General features: G+C 41.6%; 25 protein-coding genes. 13 read left to right on the top strand and 12 right to left on the bottom strand.

What is annotated here, in order from left to right:
* Nucleotides 1–93: 93 nt before the first annotated feature.
* The 3 genes from speB to NDN13_RS04100 are packed head-to-tail and all read left to right on the top strand — an operon-like array spanning nt 94 to nt 3,994.
* Nucleotides 94–1,056: an agmatinase gene (gene speB / locus NDN13_RS04110; protein WP_251117267.1), complete on the top strand. Its 963-nt coding sequence runs from the start codon at nt 94–96 to the stop codon at nt 1,054–1,056.
* Nucleotides 1,057–1,108: 52 nt separating this feature from the next.
* Entirely contained in the window at nt 1,109–2,425 is a 1,317-nt protein-coding gene (locus NDN13_RS04105; protein WP_251117266.1) for an MFS transporter, read from the top strand.
* A 57-nt stretch (nt 2,426–2,482) separates the two neighbouring features.
* Nucleotides 2,483–3,994, top strand: a complete 1,512-nt coding sequence (locus NDN13_RS04100; RefSeq protein WP_251117265.1) for a purine-cytosine permease family protein — start codon at nt 2,483–2,485, stop codon at nt 3,992–3,994.
* 62 nt (nt 3,995–4,056) lie between these two features.
* On the opposite strand, the gene NDN13_RS04095 is transcribed toward NDN13_RS04100, so the two are convergent.
* Together NDN13_RS04095 and NDN13_RS04090 are read right to left on the bottom strand one after the other, a co-directional pair.
* Complete coding sequence (locus NDN13_RS04095; RefSeq protein WP_004653391.1) at nt 4,057–4,671, bottom strand: YidB family protein; 615 nt, start codon at nt 4,669–4,671, stop codon at nt 4,057–4,059.
* Between the two features lie 118 nt (nt 4,672–4,789).
* Nucleotides 4,790–5,251, bottom strand: coding sequence for a DUF6231 family protein (locus tag NDN13_RS04090; protein WP_251117264.1), 462 nt, complete (start codon nt 5,249–5,251; stop codon nt 4,790–4,792).
* A 37-nt stretch (nt 5,252–5,288) separates the two neighbouring features.
* Between NDN13_RS04090 and NDN13_RS04085 the strand changes: the two genes are divergently transcribed.
* Nucleotides 5,289–6,158, top strand: coding sequence for a DUF2797 domain-containing protein (locus NDN13_RS04085; protein ID WP_004653389.1), 870 nt, complete (start codon nt 5,289–5,291; stop codon nt 6,156–6,158).
* A gap of 44 nt (nt 6,159–6,202) precedes the next feature.
* On the opposite strand, the gene lpxB is transcribed toward NDN13_RS04085, so the two are convergent.
* Nucleotides 6,203–7,381, bottom strand: coding sequence for a lipid-A-disaccharide synthase (lpxB, locus tag NDN13_RS04080; RefSeq protein WP_251117263.1), 1,179 nt, complete (start codon nt 7,379–7,381; stop codon nt 6,203–6,205).
* 248 nt (nt 7,382–7,629) lie between these two features.
* Here lpxB and NDN13_RS04075 point away from each other — a divergent pair, with 248 nt between their 5' ends.
* Genes NDN13_RS04075 through NDN13_RS04065 form a run of 3 tightly spaced genes read left to right on the top strand, consistent with a single transcriptional unit; the run spans nt 7,630 to nt 9,760 of the window.
* Complete coding sequence (locus tag NDN13_RS04075) at nt 7,630–7,923, top strand: hypothetical protein (protein WP_251117262.1); 294 nt, start codon at nt 7,630–7,632, stop codon at nt 7,921–7,923.
* 2 nt (nt 7,924–7,925) lie between these two features.
* Nucleotides 7,926–9,485, top strand: a complete 1,560-nt coding sequence (locus NDN13_RS04070) for a PepSY-associated TM helix domain-containing protein (protein ID WP_251117261.1) — start codon at nt 7,926–7,928, stop codon at nt 9,483–9,485.
* Nucleotides 9,482–9,760 carry a DUF1634 domain-containing protein gene (locus NDN13_RS04065; protein ID WP_251117260.1) on the top strand — a complete coding sequence of 93 codons (279 nt, stop codon included), beginning with the start codon at nt 9,482–9,484 and terminating at the stop codon, nt 9,758–9,760. The genes NDN13_RS04070 and NDN13_RS04065 overlap by 4 nt, the downstream gene beginning before the upstream one ends.
* A 56-nt stretch (nt 9,761–9,816) precedes the next feature.
* Here NDN13_RS04065 and NDN13_RS04060 read toward each other — a convergent pair whose 3' ends face one another.
* The 4 genes from NDN13_RS04060 to NDN13_RS04045 all read right to left on the bottom strand — a co-directional run bounded on the left by NDN13_RS04060 (nt 9,817) and on the right by NDN13_RS04045 (nt 11,629).
* Nucleotides 9,817–10,008, bottom strand: coding sequence for a hypothetical protein (locus tag NDN13_RS04060; protein WP_251117259.1), 192 nt, complete (start codon nt 10,006–10,008; stop codon nt 9,817–9,819).
* A 36-nt stretch (nt 10,009–10,044) separates the two neighbouring features.
* Complete coding sequence (locus NDN13_RS04055) at nt 10,045–10,413, bottom strand: hypothetical protein (protein ID WP_251117258.1); 369 nt, start codon at nt 10,411–10,413, stop codon at nt 10,045–10,047.
* 139 nt (nt 10,414–10,552) lie between these two features.
* A complete protein-coding gene (locus NDN13_RS04050; protein WP_251117257.1) occupies nt 10,553–11,062 on the bottom strand; it encodes a DUF4189 domain-containing protein in 510 nt (169 codons plus the stop codon).
* Nucleotides 11,063–11,089: 27 nt separating this feature from the next.
* Nucleotides 11,090–11,629 (bottom strand): DUF4189 domain-containing protein, encoded by a 540-nt coding sequence (locus NDN13_RS04045; RefSeq protein WP_251117256.1) that lies wholly within the window; start codon nt 11,627–11,629, stop codon nt 11,090–11,092.
* 459 nt (nt 11,630–12,088) lie between these two features.
* Here NDN13_RS04045 and NDN13_RS04040 point away from each other — a divergent pair, with 459 nt between their 5' ends.
* The 3 genes from NDN13_RS04040 to NDN13_RS04030 all read left to right on the top strand — a co-directional run bounded on the left by NDN13_RS04040 (nt 12,089) and on the right by NDN13_RS04030 (nt 14,937).
* Nucleotides 12,089–12,976: a sulfite exporter TauE/SafE family protein gene (locus NDN13_RS04040; RefSeq protein WP_065343888.1), complete on the top strand. Its 888-nt coding sequence runs from the start codon at nt 12,089–12,091 to the stop codon at nt 12,974–12,976.
* Nucleotides 12,977–13,094: 118 nt separating this feature from the next.
* Nucleotides 13,095–14,186 carry a 3-deoxy-7-phosphoheptulonate synthase gene (locus NDN13_RS04035; protein WP_004807288.1) on the top strand — a complete coding sequence of 364 codons (1,092 nt, stop codon included), beginning with the start codon at nt 13,095–13,097 and terminating at the stop codon, nt 14,184–14,186.
* Between the two features lie 148 nt (nt 14,187–14,334).
* A complete protein-coding gene (locus tag NDN13_RS04030; protein ID WP_251117255.1) occupies nt 14,335–14,937 on the top strand; it encodes a LysE family translocator in 603 nt (200 codons plus the stop codon).
* 24 nt (nt 14,938–14,961) lie between these two features.
* On the opposite strand, the gene NDN13_RS04025 is transcribed toward NDN13_RS04030, so the two are convergent.
* Complete coding sequence (locus NDN13_RS04025) at nt 14,962–15,780, bottom strand: AraC family transcriptional regulator (protein WP_251117254.1); 819 nt, start codon at nt 15,778–15,780, stop codon at nt 14,962–14,964.
* A gap of 119 nt (nt 15,781–15,899) precedes the next feature.
* Here NDN13_RS04025 and NDN13_RS04020 point away from each other — a divergent pair, with 119 nt between their 5' ends.
* From NDN13_RS04020 to NDN13_RS04010, 3 genes are all read left to right on the top strand, one after another.
* Nucleotides 15,900–16,403 carry a hypothetical protein gene (locus NDN13_RS04020; protein ID WP_251117253.1) on the top strand — a complete coding sequence of 168 codons (504 nt, stop codon included), beginning with the start codon at nt 15,900–15,902 and terminating at the stop codon, nt 16,401–16,403.
* Nucleotides 16,404–16,476: 73 nt separating this feature from the next.
* The gene (locus NDN13_RS04015; RefSeq protein ID WP_251117252.1) at nt 16,477–18,588 is read left to right on the top strand and encodes a TonB-dependent receptor; all 2,112 of its coding nucleotides are present in this window, start codon (nt 16,477–16,479) and stop codon (nt 18,586–18,588) included.
* Nucleotides 18,589–18,591: 3 nt separating this feature from the next.
* The gene (locus tag NDN13_RS04010; protein WP_251117251.1) at nt 18,592–20,055 is read left to right on the top strand and encodes a PepSY domain-containing protein; all 1,464 of its coding nucleotides are present in this window, start codon (nt 18,592–18,594) and stop codon (nt 20,053–20,055) included.
* A 62-nt stretch (nt 20,056–20,117) separates the two neighbouring features.
* Here the strand turns inward: NDN13_RS04010 and NDN13_RS04005 are convergent, their stop codons facing one another.
* The 4 genes from NDN13_RS04005 to cobT form a co-directional block, all read right to left on the bottom strand.
* Nucleotides 20,118–20,861, bottom strand: coding sequence for an adenosylcobinamide-GDP ribazoletransferase (locus NDN13_RS04005; protein WP_251117250.1), 744 nt, complete (start codon nt 20,859–20,861; stop codon nt 20,118–20,120).
* A 100-nt stretch (nt 20,862–20,961) separates the two neighbouring features.
* Nucleotides 20,962–22,545, bottom strand: a complete 1,584-nt coding sequence (locus NDN13_RS04000; protein ID WP_251117249.1) for a histidine-type phosphatase — start codon at nt 22,543–22,545, stop codon at nt 20,962–20,964.
* A gap of 110 nt (nt 22,546–22,655) precedes the next feature.
* Nucleotides 22,656–23,261, bottom strand: coding sequence for a histidine phosphatase family protein (locus NDN13_RS03995; RefSeq protein WP_251117248.1), 606 nt, complete (start codon nt 23,259–23,261; stop codon nt 22,656–22,658).
* Nucleotides 23,251–24,321, bottom strand: coding sequence for a nicotinate-nucleotide--dimethylbenzimidazole phosphoribosyltransferase (cobT, locus tag NDN13_RS03990; RefSeq protein ID WP_251117247.1), 1,071 nt, complete (start codon nt 24,319–24,321; stop codon nt 23,251–23,253). Before cobT ends, NDN13_RS03995 begins: the two co-directional genes overlap by 11 nt.

The raw sequence follows: 24,321 nt of genomic DNA, 5'->3' as shown, positions 1-24,321 counted from the left end.
AAACTTAGTTTAGAAAAATCAAAACTAAGTTTTTAAAAAATAGGATTTAACCCTGTTCCGAGCTGATCAATAAATAAGAAAAAGGAGAAGCAAATGAACAAACGCTTAAATCAACCGCTCGGTGGTAATGAAATGCCGCGTTTTGGTGGCATTGCCTCCATGTTACGACTACCAGTTGTCGATAATGATGCAGGTTTGGCCGAACTGGATGCGGCTTTTATTGGGATTCCTCTAGATATTGGTACATCATTACGCTCAGGCACGCGTTTTGGCCCGCGGCAAATTCGTGCCGAATCGGTCATGATTCGCCCATATAACATGGCAACAGGCGCAGCACCCTTTGATTCACTCAATGTGGCTGATATTGGTGATGTCCCGATCAACACCTTTAATTTGACAGAAGCAGTGCGCATTATCGAAGAACATTATGATCGCGTACTGGCTCATCCGATTATTCCGCTCACGATTGGTGGTGATCACACGCTGACCCTTCCAATCCTGCGTGCGATCCATAAAAAACATGGGCCTGTTGGTTTGGTTCATATCGATGCGCATGCAGACGTCAATGATGAGATGTTTGGTGAAAAAGTTGCACATGGCACCACCTTTCGACGTGCTGCTGAAGAAGGACTACTTGATTGTCAGCGCGTTGTACAAATTGGTTTACGGGCTCAAGGCTATAGTGCAGATGACTTCAATTGGAGTCGGCGACAAGGCTTTCGCGTGGTTCAAGCTGAAGAATGCTGGCATAAATCACTCGCTCCCTTAATGCAGGAAGTAAGAGCACAAGTTGCTGGCGGGCCTGTGTATTTATCCTTTGATATTGATGGTATTGATCCTGCTTGGGCGCCAGGTACAGGAACCCCTGAAATTGGTGGTTTGACCACGATTCAAGCCATGGAAATTATCCGCGGCTGTCAGGGTCTAGATCTGATCGGCTGTGATTTGGTTGAAGTCTCACCGCCTTATGACACCACAGGCAATACCTCATTGCTTGGTGCGAATCTGCTGTATGAAATGTTATGCGTCCTCCCAGGGGTAAAAATACGTAAATAACGTCCCACGATAAAACAAGAAAAATACATGGATAAAAATAGGTCGAGATGGAATGAAAAAAGATCAATCAAAACGGGCTGCTGCCGCGGCCTTCGTTGGAACAACAATCGAATTTTATGACTTCTATGTTTACGCCACAGCTGCAGCTCTTGTTCTCGGCTTGGTATTTTTCCCTGAAACCAATCCTGTAACAGGGACATTAGCGGCATTTGCAACCTTTGCTGTCGGTTTTATTGCCAGACCAATCGCTGCCGTTATTTTCGGGCATTTAGGCGATAAATTAGGTCGCAAAAAAATGTTGTTATTTACCATGCTGCTGATGGGACTGGCCACCACTGGCATTGGCTTGATTCCCAGCTATGCGCATATTGGGATTTGGGCCCCTGTTCTTCTCATCGTACTACGCTTTTTGCAAGGCTTGTCAGTCGGTGGTGAATGGGGTGGCGCAGTACTCATGGCCAGCGAACATGCTCCTGCCCATAAAAAAACTTTTTTCGCCTCTTTTGCCCAAATGGGCAGCCCAGCAGGTCTGATTTTGTGCCTTTTGGTCTTTAAAGGCATTACCTCTTTGGATGAACAAGCCTTACTCAACTGGGGCTGGCGTGTGCCCTTTTTACTCAGCTTTGTATTTATGCTCATTGGCCTTGCTATCCGTCTAGGCGTAGAGGAATCCCCTGAATTTAAACAGATGCAAGCCAAACAAGAAATAGCCAAATACCCTGTAAAAGAGTTGCTTAAAAACTATTGGCCACAAGTGGTTTTTGCTGGCCTGGCGATTACCATTGGGACAGCGGGTTTCTTTTTCACCAATACCTTTATGATTAGCTATGTCACTCAATATATGGGGATCAGCCGCCCCACGATTTTAGATGCTTTGTTTTGGGTCACTCTATTTGAATTTTTAGCCATGCCAATTGCAGCTTGGTATGCCAGTAAAGTGGGGACACATCGTTTTCTGTTCTGGGCTGCAATCCTCTGTATCGCCATTCCATATCCAATGTTTATGCTGGTGAGTACCCAAAATATTTATTACATCGTGTTGGGGATTACGCTTGCGGTCATTGCGCTGTCTTCTTTATATGCAGTTGTCGCTGGCTTTATGGCGGAAGCTTTTCCTGCACATGTCCGTTATTCAGGGATTTCCATTTCCTATCAAATGATTGCGGCAATCACCAGTGGAACCACACCCATCATTGGCACTTTGTTGGCTCAACATTATGCAGGCCAATGGCTACCTTTGGCGTTCTTATTTAGTTTTCTCTCGCTGCTGTCCCTTATTGGCATTTGTGGCATTACCCGACTAAGAAAAAAGCAACTTTCTCAGGAACAGGCTGAACAAAAGCATGTCAGCCCCAAACAAGCCGCTTAATGGATGAACCAACAAGCAAACCTGAACCTAATAAATGGATATTAAGAGTAGCGCATTATGCATAGAGATCGTTCTAAACAGATTACAACAATCGAAAGTTATGGTATCGAAGAAATACCTGCACATGCCCGTACAGCAAGCCCTTTTGATCTATTTCGTTTAAGTTTTGGTGGCGCTAATACCTTTTCGACCTGTGTCTTAGGCAGCTTCCCAATTGTATTTGGCCTTTCTTTTCAAGCTGGATTCTGGGCAATCTTGTGTGGGGTTATCTTGGGGGCCTGTATCTTAGCGCCAATGGGAATTTTTGGTGCACGTACGGGAACCAACAACGCCGTGGCTTCTGGCGCCCATTTTGGCGTGCATGGCAGAGTTGTCGGCTCATTTTTATCCTTACTTACCGCTATCGCATTTTTTTCGCTCTCCGTGTGGAGTTCTGGCGATGCACTGATTGGTGCAACCCAACGTCTATTTGACAGTTCTTATCAAAGTAACTGGCTATATGGATTGGTCTATAGTGGCTTTGCCTTATTGGTGCTTACGATTTGTATCTATGGCTTTCGCTTTATGCTACTGGTGAACCGAGTGGCAGTGATTGCATCAAGTCTATTATTCTTTTTAGGTCTGTTTGCTTTTTCCAAGCAATTTGATTCAACTTACGCAGGACAAATTCAACTCGGACAAGCTGGATTTTGGGCAGCTTTCACAGGTGCAGCCTTAATTGCATTCAGTAACCCAATTTCCTTTGGTACTTTCTTAGGGGGCTGGTCGCGCTATATTCCTAAAGAAACAGCCTCCCATAAAATCATGGCAGCCGTATTTGCTTCACAGCTTGCAACCTTAATTCCCTTTCTGTTTGGTCTAGTCACCGCCAGCATTGTTGCTCGTAGTGCTCCCATGTTTATTGAACAAAATAATTACATCGCTGGACTGATTCAAATTGCGCCAGCTTGGTACTTTATTCCATTGTGTTTAATTGCACTGATTGGTGGTTTATCTACTGGAACTACAGCCTTGTACGGTACGGGTTTGGACATGTCGAGTCTTTTTCCAAAATCACTCACACGTGTTAAAGCCACGATCTGGGTTGGCCTATTGTCCATCCTGTTTATTTTTCTAGGTCGTTTTGCAGCGAATCTAACTCAAAGCGTCATGACTTTTGCCACTCTAATAGTGGTGTGCACCAGTCCATGGATCATCATTATGATTATCGGATTTATCACCCGTAAAGGTTACTATAAAAATGATGATTTACAGGTGTTTGCAAATGGCCTAAAAGGCGGCGCTTACTGGTTTCATCATGGTTGGAATTGGCGTGGCATCATCGCATGGATACCCAGTGCGCTTATCGGCCTTTGCTTTGTGCATTTACCAGATCAGTTTATTGGTATCTGGGGACATTTATTCAACGGTCTTGATTTGAGTTTACCGATCAGCATTACACTTGCAGCATTGCTTTATATTTCACTGCTCAAACTGTTCCCTGAGCCAAGTAATGTATATAAAGCAACATCTAGCGCGAAAAAGACCAAGCAGCAATGTAATCGATCATTGGTGTCAGAATCGCAATGATGTAGATATATAACTTAGAAAAAAGCCTGCTCAAGAGAACAGGCTTTTTCGCATCGGATTTTTTACTTTTTAAGGAAGCCACTCACCAAATTCAAAACTTGCTGAATATCTTGGTTGGCTTCTTGTGGATTGGTACTGCTACCTTGCGGTGTTAAAGAATCAATCACTTGCGGTAAAACTGAAGCAATTGCACCATAAATCGCTTGTTTCGGTGCTTGAGTTTGTTGTGCAACTTGTTCTACATCTTGGTCATCAAATAAACTTTGAATATTTTGCTCTGGCACATCTTGTGCATTTTGTTGCTGTGGATCTACCCAGCTTTGCACTTGATTCGATAAACCGGCATTTTTTAGTTTATCCAATGCACCTTGTAAACCGCCTTGTTTTTGAATCCAAGCTAACACCAATGGTAAAACTGCAATCAATAAAGTTTGTGCGGTATTACCACCAGTTGCATTACTTTGGGTTGAAGTATTTCCACCACCCAATTGCCCTAAAACTGAACCCAAGATACCACCCAAGCCACCTTGCTGGCTTTGGGTATTTTGCTGTTGACCACCAAGTTGACCTAAAACAGAACCTAAAATTCCACCTAAACCACCCGCTTGGCCTGATTGTTGCTGACCGCCTAAAGCTTGCTTTGCTAAAATTTCAACAATGTTGGTTAAATCAGTCATGACTTAAACTTTCCTTTGGAATTATTTATGCAAAAAGCATACGCTGCTTTGAAAGCACAAAACAAAGTTAAATTGTTAAATTTTGCAAGAACTTGCAACTCTTTCCAGCCTGATTATTTTACCAGCGGAATTTATTCCAATTCTCAGGATTCGCCCAGAACTTGGAGTTAAACCAGTCAGGTACATGCTTATAAGTCAAGATATTAAATTGCCATAAAGCAAAATCACTGCCGTGTGTGGTTTTATCAATCAATTGAGTAAAGCCAAGCGAACGCAATAATTTTTCATCGCCCAGTTTACTGACCACGACAATTCGTTTGGCCATCAGGTCACGTAACTTCACCAACAGCTGTGATTTTTGCGTTTCGGTGATATTTTGCATTTCTTCTGTATCAAATAATACAAAACCTAAATCATAACGCTGCGTAAATGGCAGACTTAAAAAGTCAGTTACGTTAAAATAATGCCATTGAATTGAAGCATTTTGGTCAATCTGCTGACCTATACAAAGTGCAGTATGAATGGGCTGTTCTTGAGATAAATCGTCTAGCATAGAAGTGATGACATTTTGTTCAGCCATAACTGCAACCCTTGATTGAAAAGATGAGAGTTTATTAATGGAACTACAAGGCATTTGTCATAAAATGCATGCAGCGCTCAAAACGCATAGTGTAACTGATCAATCAACAAGCAAGGCAAATGTTGAATATAAATTTATATTAGATCGTTCAGAAACTGACCTTCCTTTTGTTTTAGGTCAAGAAATTGAGATCGAATGGACTGGCAATATCTTTTGTACCTCTTGTGGCGCAAAAACACCGAAGTCTTATTCGCAGGGTCATTGTTTTAAATGTTTTAAAACCAAGGCCGAATGTGACCTGTGCATTATGAAACCTGAAACCTGCCATTATCACTTGGGAACCTGTCGTGAAGACCAGTTCGCACATGATGTTTGTTTCCAGCCACATATTGTGTATTTAGCCAACTCAAGTGCCTTAAAGATCGGGATTACCCGTATCGTCAATATGCCAACCCGTTGGTTAGATCAAGGGGCAACCCAAGCTTTACCCATTATGAAAGTCGGCTCACGTCGTTTGTCTGGGCATTTGGAAACGTTAATTGGTACACAAATCGCAGATAAAACCGACTGGCGCAAATTGCTAAAAGGTGAAGCTGAACCTTTAAATCTGCTTGAGCAACGTGATCAAATTCTTGAAGAATTCGCTCCGAAAATTCAAAGCATTCGTGAAGAATTCAATCAGAACCTTGAATTTAACGAAAGCTTGGAATTCTTGGAAGATGAAACGCCACGTGAATTTATCTATCCAGTTGAGCATTATCCTGAAAAGATTAAATCGCTGAATTTGGATAAAACCCCAAAAATTCGCGGTGTGTTGCAAGGGATTAAAGGTCAATACTTATTATTTGATATTGGTGTGATCAATATTCGTAAATATACAGGTTATGAACTAATCCTTCGTGCCTGAATGATATGTATAAAAAAAGGTGGCCTAATCGCCACCTTTTTTATTTAGCCTGCATTCAGACAATTGAGAATCGCCTGTACGGGATCTTCGGTATTACCCGAGATCAACTGTTTATGCATGCTCAAATGTTGCATCATTTGGATATGCGCCGTTTCATGATCCATTAATTTTTCAATTTCAGTGGCTAAATGTTGAGGCGTTGCATCGGCCTGAATCAATTCCTCAATCACTTTTTTACCAGCAATAATATTTGGTAATGAGTAGTATGGAATTTTGACCATGAATTTCGCAATCAGATAGGTCAACCAGTTCAACTTATAAAAAGTCACCATTGGACGATGCAATAACATTGCTTCAAGGGTCGCCGTACCAGAAGCCAAAGCCACAATATCACTGGCATTCATCACCATACGGCCAATTTTTGACTCGGCATCGCTATTTTCCAGTATATGAATTTTAGATTTCAGGCTGGTATCTAGATTTTGAATGCCCTGTTCAATCTGATGCTTGCGCGCATCATTAATTGCGGGGATTAAAAACTCCAGATCAGGATACTTCCGATGAAGAATTTCAGCAGCACCCGTGAGCAGTGGCAGCAATCGTTCAATTTCACCACGGCGACTTCCAGGTAATAACGCAATATGGGTTTTATGTGCAGACAGGCCTAATTGATGCTTGGCTTCAGTAATTGGATTTTTTAACGGTAGTTGCTTTGCCAATGGATGCCCAACAAAGGCAGCGGCAACCTCATAATTTTCATAAAAGGTTTTTTCAAATGGAAATAAACACAGAACCAAATCGATACTGCGTTTAATACCATGAACACGACCTTGGCGCCACGCCCACACCGACGGGCTGACATATTGTACGGTTTTTATAGGTAACTGTTTTTCTTTAATGGTTTTGGAGAGGCGCAAATTAAAATCGGGTGCATCAATACCAATAAAGATATCAACGGGATGTTCGGTCCAACGTTCAACTAGACCATCACGTACAGCAAACAGCTTTTTTAAATCTTTAAGGACTTCAACAATTCCCATCACCGAAAGAATTTCCATCGGATAATAACTGTGAAATCCCTCTGCGATCATTTGTGGGCCACCAATCCCTTCAAATTCAGCATCAATGCCTTGTTCGCGAAAACTGCGCATGAGTTTCACTCCTAGAGTATCTCCAGAAACTTCCCCCACCACGATACCAATTTTTAGTTTTTGCTTTAACAAGACCCACGCCCCACAGAAATGTTTAAATGATTCTAACAGAATGATTTTACATCGAATCACACTATACCGTGCAAATTGTTCATGATTGGTGAATATTAGTTCTGATCTAAGATGACATTTATTATTCAAAATACAATCTAGATTTACGATGAATGAAGAATTGATTGAGATTCTGCTAAGATTTAATATAAACAAGAATCATTTCCATATGTGATCTATTTCTCCCTTCTTTTGCTTCAAGACCCTTTATGGCTAAATCTGCATCTATTTCGCTTGTCTATCGACTGAGCATTTTCTATCGCTTTGTGTTGAGCTTTGTTGTTGGCTACGTGTGCATGATGTATTTGAGCCTTGGACTCGGTTCATTGTTTAGCCATCTATTAGATAAGGCAGAGGCAATCTATCTTGCAGCATTTATTTCAATTCTATTTTATCTGGCCTTTATCATTTTAAGTTTTTGTGCACATTCACTGTGGAAACTCAGCTTGATCAGTCTGGTTTTGACCGGCGTATTGTTTGGCTTATCTGTGGGTTTAAATTAAAAATGCAAAATAAAGGCGTTCGCCAATCAATGGCATGGTTGCATGCGTGGACAGGCTTAATTTTTGGCTGGCTTTTATTTGCCATTTTCTTGATGGGTACCAGTTCCTATTATCGACATCAGATTAATCTATGGATGCAACCACAGCTAGCGCAATATCAAGTTAATCAAGATACTGCTATTCGTACAGCAACGGATTATTTAGCTAAAAATGCGACTGATGCCAAATCTTGGTATCTCAATATTGCCAATCATGAAGAACCCGTCAATAAAATGTACTGGCAACAAGCCAGCGGTGGCTATGAAAGCCGTAGTTTAGATGCCAATACGGGGCAAGAGCTAAAACTCTCAGCGACCCAAGGTGGAGATTTCTTTTATAACTTCCACTTTCAGCTCTATGGTGTTCCTATCATGGTCGGACGGTTGATTGCCTGTCTCGCGGCCTTTATTATGCTGATTGCTTTGGTCTCTGGGATTATTACGCATAAGAAGATCTTTACCGATTTCTTTACCCTGAGAACCTTTAAATCGCAACGCTCATGGTTGGACTTCCATAATGTCTCCTCTGTACTGGCCTTGCCTTTTTTCCTGACCATTACTTTTACAGGATTGGCGATTTTCTTCTATCTGTACTTGCCTTGGGGCATGCAAAAGCTTTATCCAGAGAATCCGTTTCAATATTTTACTGAGATCAGAACCACTGAAAAAAGCACAACGCATCAAGCTGAACCTAAAAAAGCAGAAATGTTGCCGATTGGCAGCTTATTAGAAAAAGTAAAACAACAATGGGGAGATCAAGCCTTAGCATCGATTGAGGTCAAAAATCCCAATACAGACCAAGCTATCATTACCTTTAAGCAATTAGAAGATCGTTCGATTACCTTAAATCAGGCACAAATCACCTTTAATGGACAAGGTCATGTATTGGCTAATACTCGAAATGAAAGTGCTGTTGCAACCTTAAATGCGGGTGTTTATGGCCTACATATGGCGACTTTTGCCCAACCGATACTGCGCTTCGCTTTCTTCTGCTCAGGTATTTTGGGGTGTTTAATGATTGCGTCTGGCCTATTGCTCTGGAGCTTAAAACGCCAGATTCAAAATAAATCGAATCAATTTCATTTTGGCTATTATTTGGTGGATCGTTTAAATGTTGCAGCCTTTGTCGGCCTTCCGACTGCAATGCTCGGCTATCTATTCGCCAATCGATTGGTCCATATCACTGAAACTACACCCAACTATGAAATTTATACCTTTTTCAGCGTATGGGGACTGAGCTTTATCATCGCTTTATTGACCAAAAAACAATACTTATGGAAATCACAGATCTGCATTTTCGGCTTGATTGCTTTGGTTCTACCTGTCTATAACTTGATATATTTGATTCAACATCAGCTCATCACTGATTTACACAGCTATTGGATATTCTTGCGAATTGATTTGTTCCTGCTGGTCTGTGCCCTATTTGCTGTGTTTATTTTTAGAAATATCCAGCCGATTCAAGCGAAATCTACTCAAAAAATCAAAACCAAGTTAGCGAAACAACAAGAGGTCAACGCATGATTCTGTTGAGCCTAATATTAACCCTCATCGGGATGTTGTTGCTGTATAAATGTAGTGCCAAGCAAATCAGCAAAACCAAACAACAAGCTTTTATTCGCTATAAGACCCAGTTGAGAGTTTTAGCTTATATCTGCTTCTTAATTGCAGGTAGCCTGCTTTGTTTAGAGTATGGTAGTTCCATTGGCTTTATCAGTTGGTGGATCTTCGCCACACCTGTGACCTTTGTGTTGGTGGTATCTGTGAATGAGCTTAAACCCACTAAAAAACTAAAATGATTTTGCTACAACAGCTATCCTTAACTTCTGTCAAGGATAGCTTTATTAATTAGAAATTAATGCCCGTGATGGCTATGATCTTCTTGAGAAGCAGTTTTATCTTTGTCATCACAACATTTCATCTTTTTTTCACAGCACTCTTTTTTATTAGCAGCCTCTTTTTCCTTACAGCAATCACTTGCAGCAAAAGCAGGTACAGTCGTGGCCAATAAGAGTGTTGAAAGCAATACGGTTTTAATATTAAACATCATCATGTCCTTGAAATAAAAATAAGAAATTTACATTTATAAAAACAGGACATGATTTGGAGGACGATAAGGTAACTGATAAATGCCTAAAGTCAGTTGATCTAGATAAGCTGAATTTGCTGTTTTAATGGATTGTATGCTTCGCTCAATGGAATGATGACTGTGTTCAAATGTTGCAGCAACACAGCACAGACTCTTTTGACAGTGTGATGTATCCATTTTGCCACTGTCCATAGAGTCATACTTCGTCATCGCAGACATTCCACAATCTGACATTGCAGCATGATTTGAAATGACGTGCTCTACAGCTGGTTGACTCACTTCAGACACAGCCATTGCATAGCTATTAGTGATAAAACACATAGCAATCAGCAATGAAATGAGGCTTCGAATGAAAATAGACATAAAGCGAAATGATCAAACATACAATCCGTGTATGTATTCAAAATAAATGAATTGTATAGGTGAATGCAACTAAAATTAGTATGAAAGTCATTTAGCTTTTAAGCGATCCCACATAAATAGTATTTGTACTTCAAAGCTATTAGTACTTAACGAAACGTGGTTCGGTACAGGCGGAGTAGTAAACGCGGCAGTTGGTGTCTTCTTTTTTACATTGAGAAATTCCAATCTCCGAAGCTCTCTCTATTGAACCAGCATGTGCAGTATTGAAAATCTTATTTCCTGTAACTAGAACAGCGCATTGATTATGATAAGTAAATTCAAGCTCACAGCCACCCCCTTTATCATTACACTCTTTCATTGCAATCTTTTTTGCTTCATTCTCTGTTTTAGCTCCAACCGCAGTACCTAATGTACCCTTTACGCCATTTGTTGCAATCGCACCCCAAGTTTTTACCCAATGACCTGTAGGGCGTTGCGACAATGGCGCGGCTTGTTGTTGTGTTGGTGAATCATTTCCCCCAGGAATACATGTCCAGTTCTGTCCATTATTGACTGGTGTCATACCATTTGGACAACCACCTTCTGCATAAACTGAACCACATAGCCCCAATAAACCCAACCACAATAAATGCTTTAGATATTTATTCATTGCTGAGTTCCTTATATTTCAAAGCCATTAATGCTTAACAAAATAGGGTTCAGTACAAGCAGAGTAATGGACGCGACACCCCTTATCTTTTTTCTGACAATCAGTCATTCCAACTTTTGATGCTACATCAATATTTTCTGCACCTTGTATAACATAATGATTATCACCAGAAACAAGAGCAGCACATTGATTAAAATAAGAAAATACTTGGCAACTCCCACCTTTACTTTGACATTCGTTAAGTGCTTTAGATTCAGCTTGTTGCTTTGAATTAGCTCCAGTAAAAGTACCTAATATTCCCTTTTTACCATCTGCTGCCATCGCTCCCCAAGTCTTTACCCAATAGCCTGTCGGTTGTGGTGCAGATTGTTGTGAACCACCATGTTGTGACTGCTGTTTCCAATAGCACAGCGGCGTAGGTCCAACACCATGACCACCTGGATTCATACCTGCCATGACTTCATTTGGCCCAGGCCCTCCGCCACATACATGCGGTGCTTGCGCATAAGCTGAACCACTTAGCCCCAATAAACCCAGCCACAATAAATGCTTTAGATATTTATTCATTGCTGAGTTCCTTACACAATTCAAAAATATTTAAAAATAAACAAATACTTATATTCAAAACATCATTTCGAATCAGTCGAAATTTAGACCAACTCTATTTAAATAATTTTAAATCAATTCATGCGAAGAACAATCAATTTTGGATTTCAGGGAGCTATCCGACACGTCTTTCTCATAAAGCATTCTCATATTTTATTGATATAAAACAATGCATTAAAAACAAAAATGGCAATTTAAAGTTGAATTTAAGACACCATTTTTTGGCACAATCCGTTAATAATTATGTTTTTATGTGCATAAATTTCTGACTTACCCATCCTTTATTCCTAACGAAAATAAATCGACACTGAACCGAGTTCTTTAGCTTTTTTTTGCATAAGCAAATCATTATTCATCACAACGAGTTATCTAAAAAAAGCATAAGATATGCTGATTTTTGCATAATTAGGCATATTGTCGATGTTTGGTCCTATAGAATTTATTATGGCTGGGGTATTGGTTGGCTTCTGTGTCGGTATCACAGGTGTCGGTGGTGGTTCATTGATGACCCCAATCCTGATTAGCCTATTTAAGATCGAACCGCATATTGCCATTGGTACTGATCTACTTTATGCCTCAATCTCAAAATTCTGTGGTTCAGTGGTTCATGCCAAAAAACTGAATATTGTCTGGCCAATTGTACTTTGGCTCGCGTTAGGCAGTATTCCAGCCTCTTTTGCAACCTCTTGGGTACTTGAACATTATCTCAGTCAGTCCACCCATTATAAAGCGGTATTGACGATGGTCTTGGGCTTTATGTTGACCCTGACCGGTATCTCAATTGTGTTCCGTGCACAAATTGAAAAGTTCTTTGACAAGTTTCGTAACCGTGAACAAGCGGATATGGAAAGTGAACAGCATGCATTGCAACACAAACGTCATTACATTGTGATTATGGGTATTGTGCTCGGTATCTTTGTAACCTTGTCTTCTGTGGGTGCAGGTGCTTTCGGTATCATGGCCTTAGTGCTAATGTTCCCGAATCTTCCTATGATTCGTATCATTGGTTCAGACGTAGTACATGCGGTATTACTGACAGCAGTTGCTGGCCTAAGCCATATGTCTTCCGGTAATGTCGACTTTACCCTGTTAATGTGGTTGTTGGTGGGTTCAATTCCAGCCATTATTGTCGGTACACTCATCAGCTCACGTATGCCAGAACGTCTGATCCGTAAAATTCTAGGCATTACCCTATTTGCTTTGGGTGTGAACTTCATGGTGAACCCAATTAAGGCGAAACCAAAGCCAGTTGAAACACATCAAGCGGTTGTGATTCAGCAAACAAAGCACGTAACAACAACTGTTTAAGCGTTGTAATGCCGATTATTTCTACATAAATTATGCTTTTCGCTAGTTAATCAATCGGCATTTCATGCTATATTCGTAGACAAAATAACCTTTTCTTTCGATTGAATTTGTGACAGCAATGAATACTCTACAGTCAAATCCAGTTTCTCAGCCAGATATCGACGACGTTAATATTAAAAGCATTCAAACTTTGATTACCCCAGCAGAACTGAAAGCTGACCTCCCTTTATCTGATGCTGCTTCTCAAACTGTGTTACAAGGACGTGCAACTGTACGTAACATTTTAGATGGCAACGACAAACGCTTGTTTGTGGTGATTGGCCCTTGTTCGATTCACGATCCTAAAGCTGCACATGAATATGCTGATCGCCTCAAGGTTCTCAGCGAAAAAGTAAAAGACACTTTATATCTAGTCATGCGTGTTTATTTTGAAAAACCACGTACCACAGTTGGTTGGAAAGGTTTAATCAACGACCCTGACATGAATGACTCTTTCAATATTGAAAAAGGCTTGCATATCGGCCGTGGATTATTGATTGATTTGAATGAAAAAGGTTTGCCATGTGCCACTGAAGCACTTGATCCAAACTCACCACAATACTATCAAGATTTGATTTCATGGTCTGCGATTGGTGCACGTACTACGGAAAGCCAAACTCACCGTGAAATGTCATCAGGCTTATCTTCTCCTGTTGGCTTTAAAAACGGTACCGATGGTGGTTTAACCGTTGCGACCAATGCGATGCAATCTGTTAAACATGGTCACAGCTTCTTGGGCCTGAATGAAAGCGGTCAAGTTGCGATTATCAATACCAAAGGCAACCCTTATGCACACGTGGTATTACGTGGTGGTAATGGCAAGCCTAACTATGATGCGACTTCAGTTGCAGAAGCTGAAGCAGCTTTGGCAAAAGCTAAAGTCAGCAACAAGATCATGATTGATACCAGTCATGCCAACTCAAACAAAGACCCGTACTTACAACCTTTGGTTTTGAAAAACATCACGGAACAAATCCTTGATGGTAACAAATCAATCGTTGGGATTATGGTGGAGAGTCACTTAAAAGGTGGTCGTCAGGATATTCCTGAAAATCTATGCGATCTTGAATACGGTAAATCAGTAACTGATGGCTGTATTGATTGGGAAACTACTGAAAAAGCATTACTCGAAATGCATGAAGCATTGAAAGACGTATTACCAACGCGTTAATTCGATCTTTTAACTGCGATGAAAACAGGCTCTTATGAGCCTGTTTTTTTGTTCGTCAATTCAGCTAACTTGCACAAACGTACAATACAGCCCATGGCACTTTGCCCTATTTTGATCATCCTTTGTTATTGATTCATTTAGGTTGGTCATGGAAATTTTTCTTTATACCTTAAGTGTGATGTACAGCCCTGGTCCTGTGAACTTTATGGGATTAAATGCTGGGCTAACAGGACAGTTCTCCCGAACATTGGGCTTTTTTGCTGGTGTAGGTTGTTCTATGCTGATGCTATTTGTTGTATTTGGTTATGCCGGTGCAGCATTGATTCCCCATGCGTATTTACATTTTATTGCCTTGATCGGGGCGCTTTATACCTTTTATATCGCCTATAAAATGATGACAGCGCATACCGAATTAAAAACAGATCAAACCCAACACCAAAGCCTCAGCTTTTGGAATGGTTTCTGGATTCAAAGCCTGAATCCGAAAGCGATTTTGGTGATTTTACCTGTGACCACCATTATGTACCCTGCTGCACATATCACTGGTAGCTTGATTCTGATTGTTTCATTACTCATTTCTCTCGGAGCAGCGGGTGCTCCATTGCTTTATTCATTTGCTGGATCAGTAATTGGCAAAAAATTGAGTAATCCAATTTGGCTCAATCATCTAAATAAAATACTGGGTATCTTCTTAATTATTTCAGGTCTATTTATGTTGAGTGATTTCTTAAAAGCTATGCATCTTATTTAAAGCTTTTTTCGTCGCAAGCACAGCTTATTGCTGATGTGTATAAATCTCTTTCCATTTTGCTGGGGTAATTCCAAAAGCTTTGCTAAAATGCCGAGTCATATGGCTTTGGTCAAAAAAACCAGCAATGATGGCAGCCTGTGTCAGCGACTCTCCATACATCAAACACCTTTTCACGATATCTAGCCGACGCATGGTCATATAACGATGCGGGCTAGTGCCAAATAGCAGTCTAAAATCACGAGAAAGACTCCAACGATCACGTTGGATATTCTGTTCTAAATCATCCAGACTGATGTTCTGATCCAGTGAAGCGTGAATAAACTCTCTGGCTCGCTCTGCCGCAATATAATCATAGCGTTGCCGCGAGCGTGCTGGCTGACCTGCAACTTCATACAAGGTTGTCGCCAAATCATACAAAGCATCTTCTTCTTCTAAAAGATCCAATGAGTCCTGCATATTTTGCAAAAGTGTATGGGTAACACGATAAAGCCGTGGATCATCACTCAGTCCATGTTTGAAAAAAGGCAGCGGCTTGCCTTTCATGATCTTTTGAATCAATGCAGGTTCAACGTACATCATTCTGTAGTGAAAGCCGTCTTGAGTCCCCGCACTGCCATCATGTTTTTCATCTGGATGCAATACCATGGTCATGCCATGCTGACTATGTCGGACTTCACCACGATAATGAAAACTTTGTACACCAGACAAGGTTCGACCAATCGCAAAGGTATCATGTTGGTGTGGTTCATATGCATGATCAGAAAAGAAAGCTTCAATCCTTTCCAAGCGATCACTCTCAGAAGCCCGAACAATCCAATCGGAATGATTTGCCATTTTTGACATGCCGATCTGCCTATAAATTATTGAATTCAGCAGTCTCAGAATACCTTAATTTTGCTTTGATCTATAAGTCATTTTTTGATTATACTGCTGCCACATTTCTCCTACGACGTATCGCTGATATGAAGTCCAGTTTTCGTCAACATTTGCTTAAGTGGCGTGCCAGTTTCGGCGCGATTACTTTGCTATGTTTACTCTGGCATATCTTCTTACCAACGATGGTCAATACAGGCGTCGTACCTGCACTTTATGCAATGCCAAGCCATTGCCAAGTCACAGAAATTCAAAATGTCTCGTTGATGTCACAGACACATTCAGGTCATCATCAACATAGCATGCACGACATGCATCACGCACCGCAGCTACAACATGCCAAACATGCCCAGCTCAGTGAATATGCTCAACACGTGTATGCACTGGCGAGCCAAATCATGAAGCATTGTCCTTTATGCTCACATGGTTTAGATGCCGCTGCGATTGTCCCGCTGATTGCATTCATTATTATATTTCTACTGGCTTGGTTCAGTCGCGTTCGCTGCCTGTGCCATACGTGGACAGAAGATCTGCACATCGCCCGCATCTTCTATATTTTTCCAATCAAACAAGCCCCGCCACTGGCTTTATAAATCGCAAATTTTACTTCGTGCCCCGTAAATAACGTTGGTATGTCCTTAGTTCTTGCTTTTTATAGAGTTCAAAATGAATACTCAATTCCGTTTGTCTGTATTAACGGCTGCGTGCCTGTCTGTTAGCTATAGTTCTGCTACTTTTGCTGAAACTGCACCTTCTGATACGACCAAAACCTTAGCCACCATTGTTGTGACTGCCAGTCGTGAAGGTGAATCGATTAACAATACCCCTGCTGCGATTAGTAAAATTAACAGCAAGGACATTGAAGATGAACATGCAACCTTTATTGGACAGGTGCTGAATCAAACCCCAGGCGTATTAATGAATGACTTGGGTAATGAACAGCATATGATGTCGATTCGCCAACCGATGACCACAGCAGCCGTTTATCAATATTTAGAAGATGGTGTTTCGATTCGTCCCGTGGGTGTGTTTAACCACAATGCCTTATATGAAGTGAATTTGGCGGGTATTGATAGCATTGAAATTTTACGTGGCCCTGCCAGTAGCTTATATGGCAGCAATGCGATTGGTGGAACTGTTAATTTTCTCACCAAAGCACCGAGTACTACACCCACAGCCGACCTTGGCATCAGTGCCAGTTCTGAAGGATATCGCCGTGTCGATGTCGGTGCATCGGATAGCTTTGATAGCGAATGGGGTGAGCATGGGTTAAGACTTTCAGCCTATGCCAGTGATCGTGGTGATAGCTGGCAAGACCATGCTGAAAGTGATAAGCAAAGTGTGACGCTCAGACACGACTGGCATATCTCTGATGCCACCCAAATCAAAAATATCCTCAGCTATAACCATTTAAAAGCGGATATGACCGGTAGCTTAAATCTGGATGATTATCGCAAACGTCCTGGATACAGCTACCAAACCTTTACCTATCGTGAAGTTGATGCCACACGGCTTTCTTCTCAAATTAGCCATCAATGGAATGATCAGCAACAAAGCCAAGTCACCTTATATTATCGTGACAATACTACCGAACAAAATCCAAGTTATAACATCCGTACTGATGTTAAAAATGGTACACCGACGGGTACTTATAGTGGACAAACTACCTATAACGCCTTTCAGTCCTATGGCTTAAATGCGCAGCATTCAGCGGCATTTGATCAGGTCAAACTGATTGTTGGGGCGATGGCTGACCATTCTCCTAACCAAGCCAAAACCAATGATATTCAGGTGTTCCGAGACCCGAATACCTTGGTCTATACCGGTTATCAACAACGCCAGCGCTTACGCGACTTTAATGTAGACGTCAATAACCAAGCCCTCTATGCTCAAGCCAATTGGCAAGTGTTACCGACTTTAAATTTAGTTGGTGGTGCACGCTATGACTGGATTAGTTATGACTATGAAAACAAATTAACCCCATCAAAAACCACAGGCGCACCGAATGAAAAACGTGATTTTCATAAAGCCAGCCCTCAAGTCGGTTTTGTCTGGAATGTGACGCCAGCAATTGATCTTTATAGCAATTGGTCACAGGGTTTTGTACCGCCAGAGGTGAGCAGTTTATACGGGGCAAATCTGGTGACACCAGACTTGAAAGAAGCCACATTTAATAATATTGATGCAGGTCTGCGCTTTAAATTATTCGATGATCGCTTAGATGGTGAAATCACCCTATATCGCTTAGAAGGCGAAGATGAAGTGATGAGCTATACCAAGCCAGATAACACACGCGAGCCACGCAATGCAGGCAAAACATTACATCAGGGAATTGAAATTGGGGGAACATGGAAACTCAGTGATTTATATGATCAGCGCTTAAAACTCTCAGGCAGTGTGGCCAAACATGAATATCAGCAGTTTCAACCGTCGAGTGTTTTAGATTATAGCGGCAACACCATGCCAAGTGCGCCTAAAACATTTGGTACGCTTGAATACCAAATTAAGCCAATACCTGAGCTATTACTTTCTGCAGAAGCAGTTTATGCCGGTTCTTACTGGATTAACGATGCCAATACGGAAAAGTATGATGGCCATACTTTGCTGAATCTACGTGCTAACTACCGTAAAAATGCTTATGAAATCTATGGGCAAATCCTGAATGCCTCAGATCAGCATTATGCGGAAAGTACCTCATTTAGTAATAACCAAGTCAGTTATACCCCCGCTGCACCACGTACCTATTTATTAGGTTTACGTTATCATTTTGGGAAATAAGCAATGAATGCCAAACAACTGAAAAGACTATTGTCATTGCACCGTAGTTTTGGGATGGTGTTGGGCGTTCTCGTTTTACTTTGGTCTTTAACAGGTGTGTTGCATCCGATGATGAGTGCAACACAACCTCAGCCTGTGAAACGAATACCACCAGCTCAACAATTGGATTTAACACAAGCCTTAGCAGCAACGGATGTTCTGAAGCGACATCAAATCGCGCAATTTTCAGCCTTACAGGTGATTGAATTAGAAAATCAGCAGATTGCCTATCGCATATTACAGCCCAACCAAAAGATTGCTGAATACTATGATAGTCAGACCAGTCAATTGCTGATGAATGCCGAACAACAGGATGCCGAGCGTTTGGCGCGCTGGTACACGGGTCTTTCTCAACAGGAAGTTGTATCCAGTCAAATCATCACCGCATTCAGTGATGATTATCCGAGCGTCAATCGTTTACTACCAGTTTGGCGTGTTGATTTTCAAAATGGTTTGCGTGCCTATGTCGATCCTTCACAAGCACGACTGGCCACGCTGTCTAATGATCAAAAGATGTGGATGGCAAGAATCTTCCGCTTAGGTCATACCTGGACATGGGGTGATCAAGCTTGGACAGGTCAAACTATTCTCATGCAAATGGCTTTGATTAGCATACTGTGCATGCTTTTTATAGGGATTGGCTTATTCTTTAAGATACATAATCGGCGCAATCACCGTCTAGGGCAAAAACCGATCCGATTTCTACATCGCTATTTAGGTATCAGTTTAAGTGTCTTTATTCTGCTCTGGGCGTTCAGTGGTTTCTATCATATCTGGCAAAAAAAGCCCGATATAAAAAATATTCAACCTGTTTTCCATACGGCTGATCTAAGTACCAAAGCATGGCAGCAGGTCACTCAGCAGCCCATTCAGCGTCTGGATCTGGCTCCAACCACCTTTAGCCAGACACATACTCGTGCTGCATGGATGATTCAAGCCGTCGGACAAGCTCCTTTACAAGGCAGCATGACGGCGGCAAGCAAAGCACATGATCATCACGCGACCCAAACAGTAGCTCCCACGATTCAGTTTATAGATGCGGGTAATGGTAAAGCGCTTGATATTCTCGAACAAAGCAAACAATTAGCTGCTAGCTACTTAGATTTAAAGCCAGAGCAGATTAAACAATCCTCATGGGTGACAAATTTTGGAGGAGAATATGGATTTATCAACAAACGCTTACCCGTGATCAAGGTTGAGACCCAGTTAGAGAATCAACTCAGACTGTATATAGAACCGAGCAGCGGTGTGATTGCAGCTCAGGTCACGCAACAAGATGCCTTAGAAGGATTTAGTTTTGCTTATTTGCATAAATGGACATGGTTGCCGATAGATAAAACGCTTCGAGATATCATTCTAGCGACAATTGCAGCACTGATTGCCTTACTCGCTGTGTTGGGTTTCTGGGTTCAACTGCATAAACGCTAACATCATTCAAAGTGATCCTTCTTCGTTCAGAAGGATCACACCAACCCAAGTGATCAATTTTTTTAAATGATATAGAACGAAGCAATCACAGCACTAAGGAGCACACCCGTTTCAGCCAGCTCAATTGCAGCGCCTACTGTATCTCCAGTCATCCCGCCGATTCGTTTAATGAATAATGATCGCATATAAAAAAGTAGCACTAAAAAAACCAGTAAAGCAATTAACCCAAGCCATTTAAACACACAAAGCAATGCTATTGTAATGACAAAAACCATCCAAAGTTGTTTTTTGGGCATAAAATCTGCCATAGAACGGCCTAAGCCTTGAGCACGTACATAAGGCGTAGTAAGGAATAAAAACAGTGGCACACTACGCCCAAGCATAGGCAAGAAGATTAAAAAAACAGCCATTTGTTGTTCAAGCAAAACGTATAAAGCCACAAATTTCAGCAAGCAGACGGCAACTAAACTCAGCACCCCGATTGGACCACATGCAGGGTCTTTCATGATTTTCAAGGTTCGTTCAGGATCACCAAATCCACCGACCCATGCATCGGCTGTATCCGCTAAACCATCCAGATGTAATCCACCCGTCAGCCAAATCCAGAGTACGAGAATCAGTGCTGCACTCAAGATGATCGGAAGCTTTGCCAATAACATGGCAGATGCAAACAAAATCAGCCCAAGCAATAAACCCACCAAAGGATAAAACAGCATGGCCTGACCATTCTGCTTTGCGCTTGGCATCGTTTTGAGTTCAATTGGTAAAATGGTCAAAAACTGCAAGGCAATCCAAAAAGGTGTCATGCAACCTCTCAATCACATCAGGTTCATCATGCATGGATTATGAAGAAATAAAATTGGGAATAGCAAGCTATTCCCAAATGAAAAGGCTGAATATCTTAGATTATTGAATTTGATAACATTGTTTAAGCTTTAAATAGTCATAATAAAAACTGTTCGTACTATAACGTGCGTAGTTACAACTCGACTTAAACAACGTTTCTTTCTCGTTATAGAACATTTTTACCAAGGTTGTGCCTTGCTTGTCTTGATAGATATCCCATTGTAGATTCGCTGCCATGGGTGACACCACCTCACCTCGCCAAGCGCTGCTGCTGTAGCTATAGGTTTGACGTAAAGGCAAAGGTTGCATCATATTGTGCAACTCTAAACTGGTCGCCAATGGAATGATAATTTCGGCATGGGCAAAACGTAATACCGCACGATGTGCTTGCTGATGATCTACAATCGCATCGACTTGTTTAAATAAGTCCTGCTTTAGACCCTGAGCAATTGCACTGGTGACGTTCTTCGATTCGGTAAAACTTGGCCCTTTACTATAAAAATCATTGGCATCGTTAAATTCAGCATAAAATTTTGCTGCATCTACAGGCATATACTGATCAAAATCAACACCTTTCAATTCAGTTTTCATACCGCCTGATATTGAATATAACTCATAGACATAGGCCGCGGCATCCACAGCACTGGCTATACTGTTTTTACCCTTACCTTTTTCAGTGATGATCTCACCTTTAGGTGAAGTGACGCTATATGAACCTGTATTGCTAAATACATAGCCTGTGCTTCCCAACTTTTGAATAAACTCTGCTTTGAACAATGGATTCAATACACTCTTTGCCACTTGTTCAGCACGACTATTTTTCGCAAGTTCATTTAACTTATTGACCAGATCTGCATCCTCTTCTTCAAAATGCTGATAGGCTTGGCTGGCATCGTAAATTGCCTGTTGTTGTCCTGATAAAGGCTGTGCTAAATCTTGATCTTTATTCAAACTATGAAAATAAAGCTTAAAACGATCCACCCCACCATCTTCAATCGTTGGCACACTACTACTGGCTAAACTGGTGTATGAAATTGGGGTGATGTGTGCCTTTAATTGCGGTTGCTGTTGAATCAATTCAGCAGTAAAAAACTTGGCGCTATCTACCGCACGGTCTACACCCGAACTTTGCACTAAAATTGATGCCGGTTGTTGTACGGCGGTTTTAAACAGATTTGGTAAGCGTTGTAATAAGCGATCAGCAATACCACGATGCTCCTGAATCCCTTGCATGGTTTCATTGCCATAGCCAAACTGACGGATGCCATCCACACCATAGCCCAAAAGAATATTGGCTTTCATCATGCTTTCTAAATCTGCTCCCAGCTTTTCGCCTAAAGGTGTGAGTGCATTTTCAGCTTTGGCTTGTTTCCAAAGGTTATACAGCGCTAAATCATATTTAATACTGGATAAACCGCGAGAGCCATGACGAGCCACCAGTTCTGTAAATACAGGCTGAAAGCCTTGCGGAATGGCTTCATATTGTTTGAGATCTTGTTGCGGTTGGTACGGAGTTTTGGTCTGATAATATTTTGATGCAGTGTTATTTTCTGGTGGTGTTTTCGATTCTGAGTGATCGTCGTTATTACATGCCGCTAATACAATGCTTGCGCATAACACACTGCTTTTCAATAATATATTCATGAATGATTTGCTTATAGGTCAAGAAATACCATGTATCATAGGCAGTCGCAATGACAATTCGATTACATCAAGCAAGCAAATACTGGAAACAGAATATGATTTTATCGCTGCTAGATTTTTGTCTTTTCAGAACAGTGAATTTGATTGTCAACTTGAGTTAGCTTTAAAGCATATAACTTTCCTAACTCTGCGGGCATGGTTAATAGTTCATCCAGCTTTTGCTGACGTGCTAAACAGGTCAGCAACTTAATCACCCCACCATGCGTCACAATCAATGCTCTATTCCAGTTGTGTTGCTGCATTTGAACATAAATTTCAGTAAAACCATGCATGACACGTTGTTGGAATTGATGCAACGACTCCCCATTCGGGGCATGATATTGTGTTGGAAATTGCCAGAAATTTGCCAATAACTCGGGCTCATTTTCATAAATGGTTTGAGTAGACATGCCTTCCCAATCACCAAAATACATTTCCTTGATTTCTGTATTGAGTAGTAAGGGCAATTCGAGTTGTTTGGCTAATGCTGCCGCAAACTTTTGGCAGCGTTGCAAGGGCGAGCTGATAATCACATCCCACTGTACCTGAGCATCAAGCTGCTGCTGAATGGTGGATTGCATTTGCAACCAACCATGTTCAGTCAAGGCATCATCAAGATGTCCACGCAAAGTATGGCTGAGTGTGGTTTCACCATGCCGCAGCAAATCAAGGTGCAACTTTATCACCTGTCACAGCAGCTTCAGCAAAGGTGGCCATTTGGTTATGCAACACGCAAGCCAGTTGCAGCATCGACAGTGCAGCTCCTGCACCACTGCCTTCGCCAAGACGCAAATTCATATTTAAAATAGGCTGAGCTTCTAAGGCTTTTAGCACACGCTGATGGCCATATTCAGCCGATTGATGTCCAAACAGCATCCATTCACGACTGTGTGGCTGAATGCGTACCGCACATAAAGCGGCAACCGAGCTAATAAAACCATCCACCACGATTGGCAAACCAAGTTGTGCACAGCGAATATAGGCACCCGTCATTGCAGCAATTTCCAAACCACCAACCGCAGCCAAGATTTTTAAAGCATCGTCAGCAACAGCTGCTTGATGTCGTTTTACTGCTTGATCAATAACAGAGATCTTGTGTTGCAGCTGTTGATTATTAATTCCTGTTCCCACACCCGTCAGTTGTGCGGCACCTTCATTCAATAATAAACACGCCAGTGCTGAAGCTGAACAGGTATTGCCAATCCCCATTTCACCTGCAATAAAAATATCAGCAGCTTGAGCTTTGGCACGATCAACGCTGTCTTTACCCAGCTGTAAAGCTGCTAAGCATTCTTGTTCCGTCATTGCGGCTTGTTGAGCGAAATTGGCTGTACCAGCACGAATGCAATGACGCTCAACCCCTACATAATCATAGGCCTCACCTACAGTTCCACAATCCACCACTTGTAAATGTGCATGATGATGTTTGGCAATGACACTGATGGCTGCACCGCCTGAGGCAAAATTTTGCAGCATCTGACGGGTCACAGCTTGAGGATAAGCCGAAATATTTTCTGCAACCACCCCATGATCGCCTGCAAAAATCGTAATCCAAGGCTGTTGAATCTGTGGATGTACTGTGCCCTGTAAGCTCGCCAATTGAATGGCAAGCTGCTCAAGTTGCCCTAAAGCCCCTGTAGGTTTGGTCAACTGAAGTTGACGTTGTTCAGCTTGTTGTTTGGCATCTAAATCGGGTTGTTGTAGTGCAGCTAAAAACCATTGTCCTTGTTCAGTCAT

Origin of the sequence: Acinetobacter sp. C32I (genome assembly GCF_023702715.1) — a bacterium.
Lineage (GTDB): Bacteria > Pseudomonadota > Gammaproteobacteria > Pseudomonadales > Moraxellaceae > Acinetobacter.
Note: the sequence above shows the minus strand (reverse complement) of the source record. Positions and strands in the feature narration are given on the sequence as shown.

What these genes read in the sequence shown, in the direction of transcription:
- speB (WP_251117267.1), top strand. Translation starts at nt 94, where the DNA reads ATGAACAAACGCTTAAATCAACCGCTCGGTGGTAATGAAATGCCGCGT.
- NDN13_RS04105 (WP_251117266.1), top strand. Translation starts at nt 1,109, where the DNA reads ATGAAAAAAGATCAATCAAAACGGGCTGCTGCCGCGGCCTTCGTTGGA.
- NDN13_RS04100 (WP_251117265.1), top strand. Translation starts at nt 2,483, where the DNA reads ATGCATAGAGATCGTTCTAAACAGATTACAACAATCGAAAGTTATGGT.
- NDN13_RS04095 (WP_004653391.1), bottom strand. Translation starts at nt 4,671, where the DNA reads ATGACTGATTTAACCAACATTGTTGAAATTTTAGCAAAGCAAGCTTTA.
- NDN13_RS04090 (WP_251117264.1), bottom strand. Translation starts at nt 5,251, where the DNA reads ATGGCTGAACAAAATGTCATCACTTCTATGCTAGACGATTTATCTCAA.
- NDN13_RS04085 (WP_004653389.1), top strand. Translation starts at nt 5,289, where the DNA reads ATGGAACTACAAGGCATTTGTCATAAAATGCATGCAGCGCTCAAAACG.
- NDN13_RS04075 (WP_251117262.1), top strand. Translation starts at nt 7,630, where the DNA reads ATGGCTAAATCTGCATCTATTTCGCTTGTCTATCGACTGAGCATTTTC.
- NDN13_RS04070 (WP_251117261.1), top strand. Translation starts at nt 7,926, where the DNA reads ATGCAAAATAAAGGCGTTCGCCAATCAATGGCATGGTTGCATGCGTGG.
- NDN13_RS04065 (WP_251117260.1), top strand. Translation starts at nt 9,482, where the DNA reads ATGATTCTGTTGAGCCTAATATTAACCCTCATCGGGATGTTGTTGCTG.
- NDN13_RS04060 (WP_251117259.1), bottom strand. Translation starts at nt 10,008, where the DNA reads ATGTTTAATATTAAAACCGTATTGCTTTCAACACTCTTATTGGCCACG.
- NDN13_RS04055 (WP_251117258.1), bottom strand. Translation starts at nt 10,413, where the DNA reads ATGTCTATTTTCATTCGAAGCCTCATTTCATTGCTGATTGCTATGTGT.
- NDN13_RS04050 (WP_251117257.1), bottom strand. Translation starts at nt 11,062, where the DNA reads ATGAATAAATATCTAAAGCATTTATTGTGGTTGGGTTTATTGGGGCTA.
- NDN13_RS04045 (WP_251117256.1), bottom strand. Translation starts at nt 11,629, where the DNA reads ATGAATAAATATCTAAAGCATTTATTGTGGCTGGGTTTATTGGGGCTA.
- NDN13_RS04040 (WP_065343888.1), top strand. Translation starts at nt 12,089, where the DNA reads ATGTTTGGTCCTATAGAATTTATTATGGCTGGGGTATTGGTTGGCTTC.
- NDN13_RS04035 (WP_004807288.1), top strand. Translation starts at nt 13,095, where the DNA reads ATGAATACTCTACAGTCAAATCCAGTTTCTCAGCCAGATATCGACGAC.
- NDN13_RS04030 (WP_251117255.1), top strand. Translation starts at nt 14,335, where the DNA reads ATGGAAATTTTTCTTTATACCTTAAGTGTGATGTACAGCCCTGGTCCT.
- NDN13_RS04025 (WP_251117254.1), bottom strand. Translation starts at nt 15,780, where the DNA reads ATGTCAAAAATGGCAAATCATTCCGATTGGATTGTTCGGGCTTCTGAG.
- NDN13_RS04020 (WP_251117253.1), top strand. Translation starts at nt 15,900, where the DNA reads ATGAAGTCCAGTTTTCGTCAACATTTGCTTAAGTGGCGTGCCAGTTTC.
- NDN13_RS04015 (WP_251117252.1), top strand. Translation starts at nt 16,477, where the DNA reads ATGAATACTCAATTCCGTTTGTCTGTATTAACGGCTGCGTGCCTGTCT.
- NDN13_RS04010 (WP_251117251.1), top strand. Translation starts at nt 18,592, where the DNA reads ATGAATGCCAAACAACTGAAAAGACTATTGTCATTGCACCGTAGTTTT.
- NDN13_RS04005 (WP_251117250.1), bottom strand. Translation starts at nt 20,861, where the DNA reads ATGACACCTTTTTGGATTGCCTTGCAGTTTTTGACCATTTTACCAATT.
- NDN13_RS04000 (WP_251117249.1), bottom strand. Translation starts at nt 22,545, where the DNA reads ATGAATATATTATTGAAAAGCAGTGTGTTATGCGCAAGCATTGTATTA.
- cobT (WP_251117247.1), bottom strand. Translation starts at nt 24,321, where the DNA reads ATGACTGAACAAGGACAATGGTTTTTAGCTGCACTACAACAACCCGAT.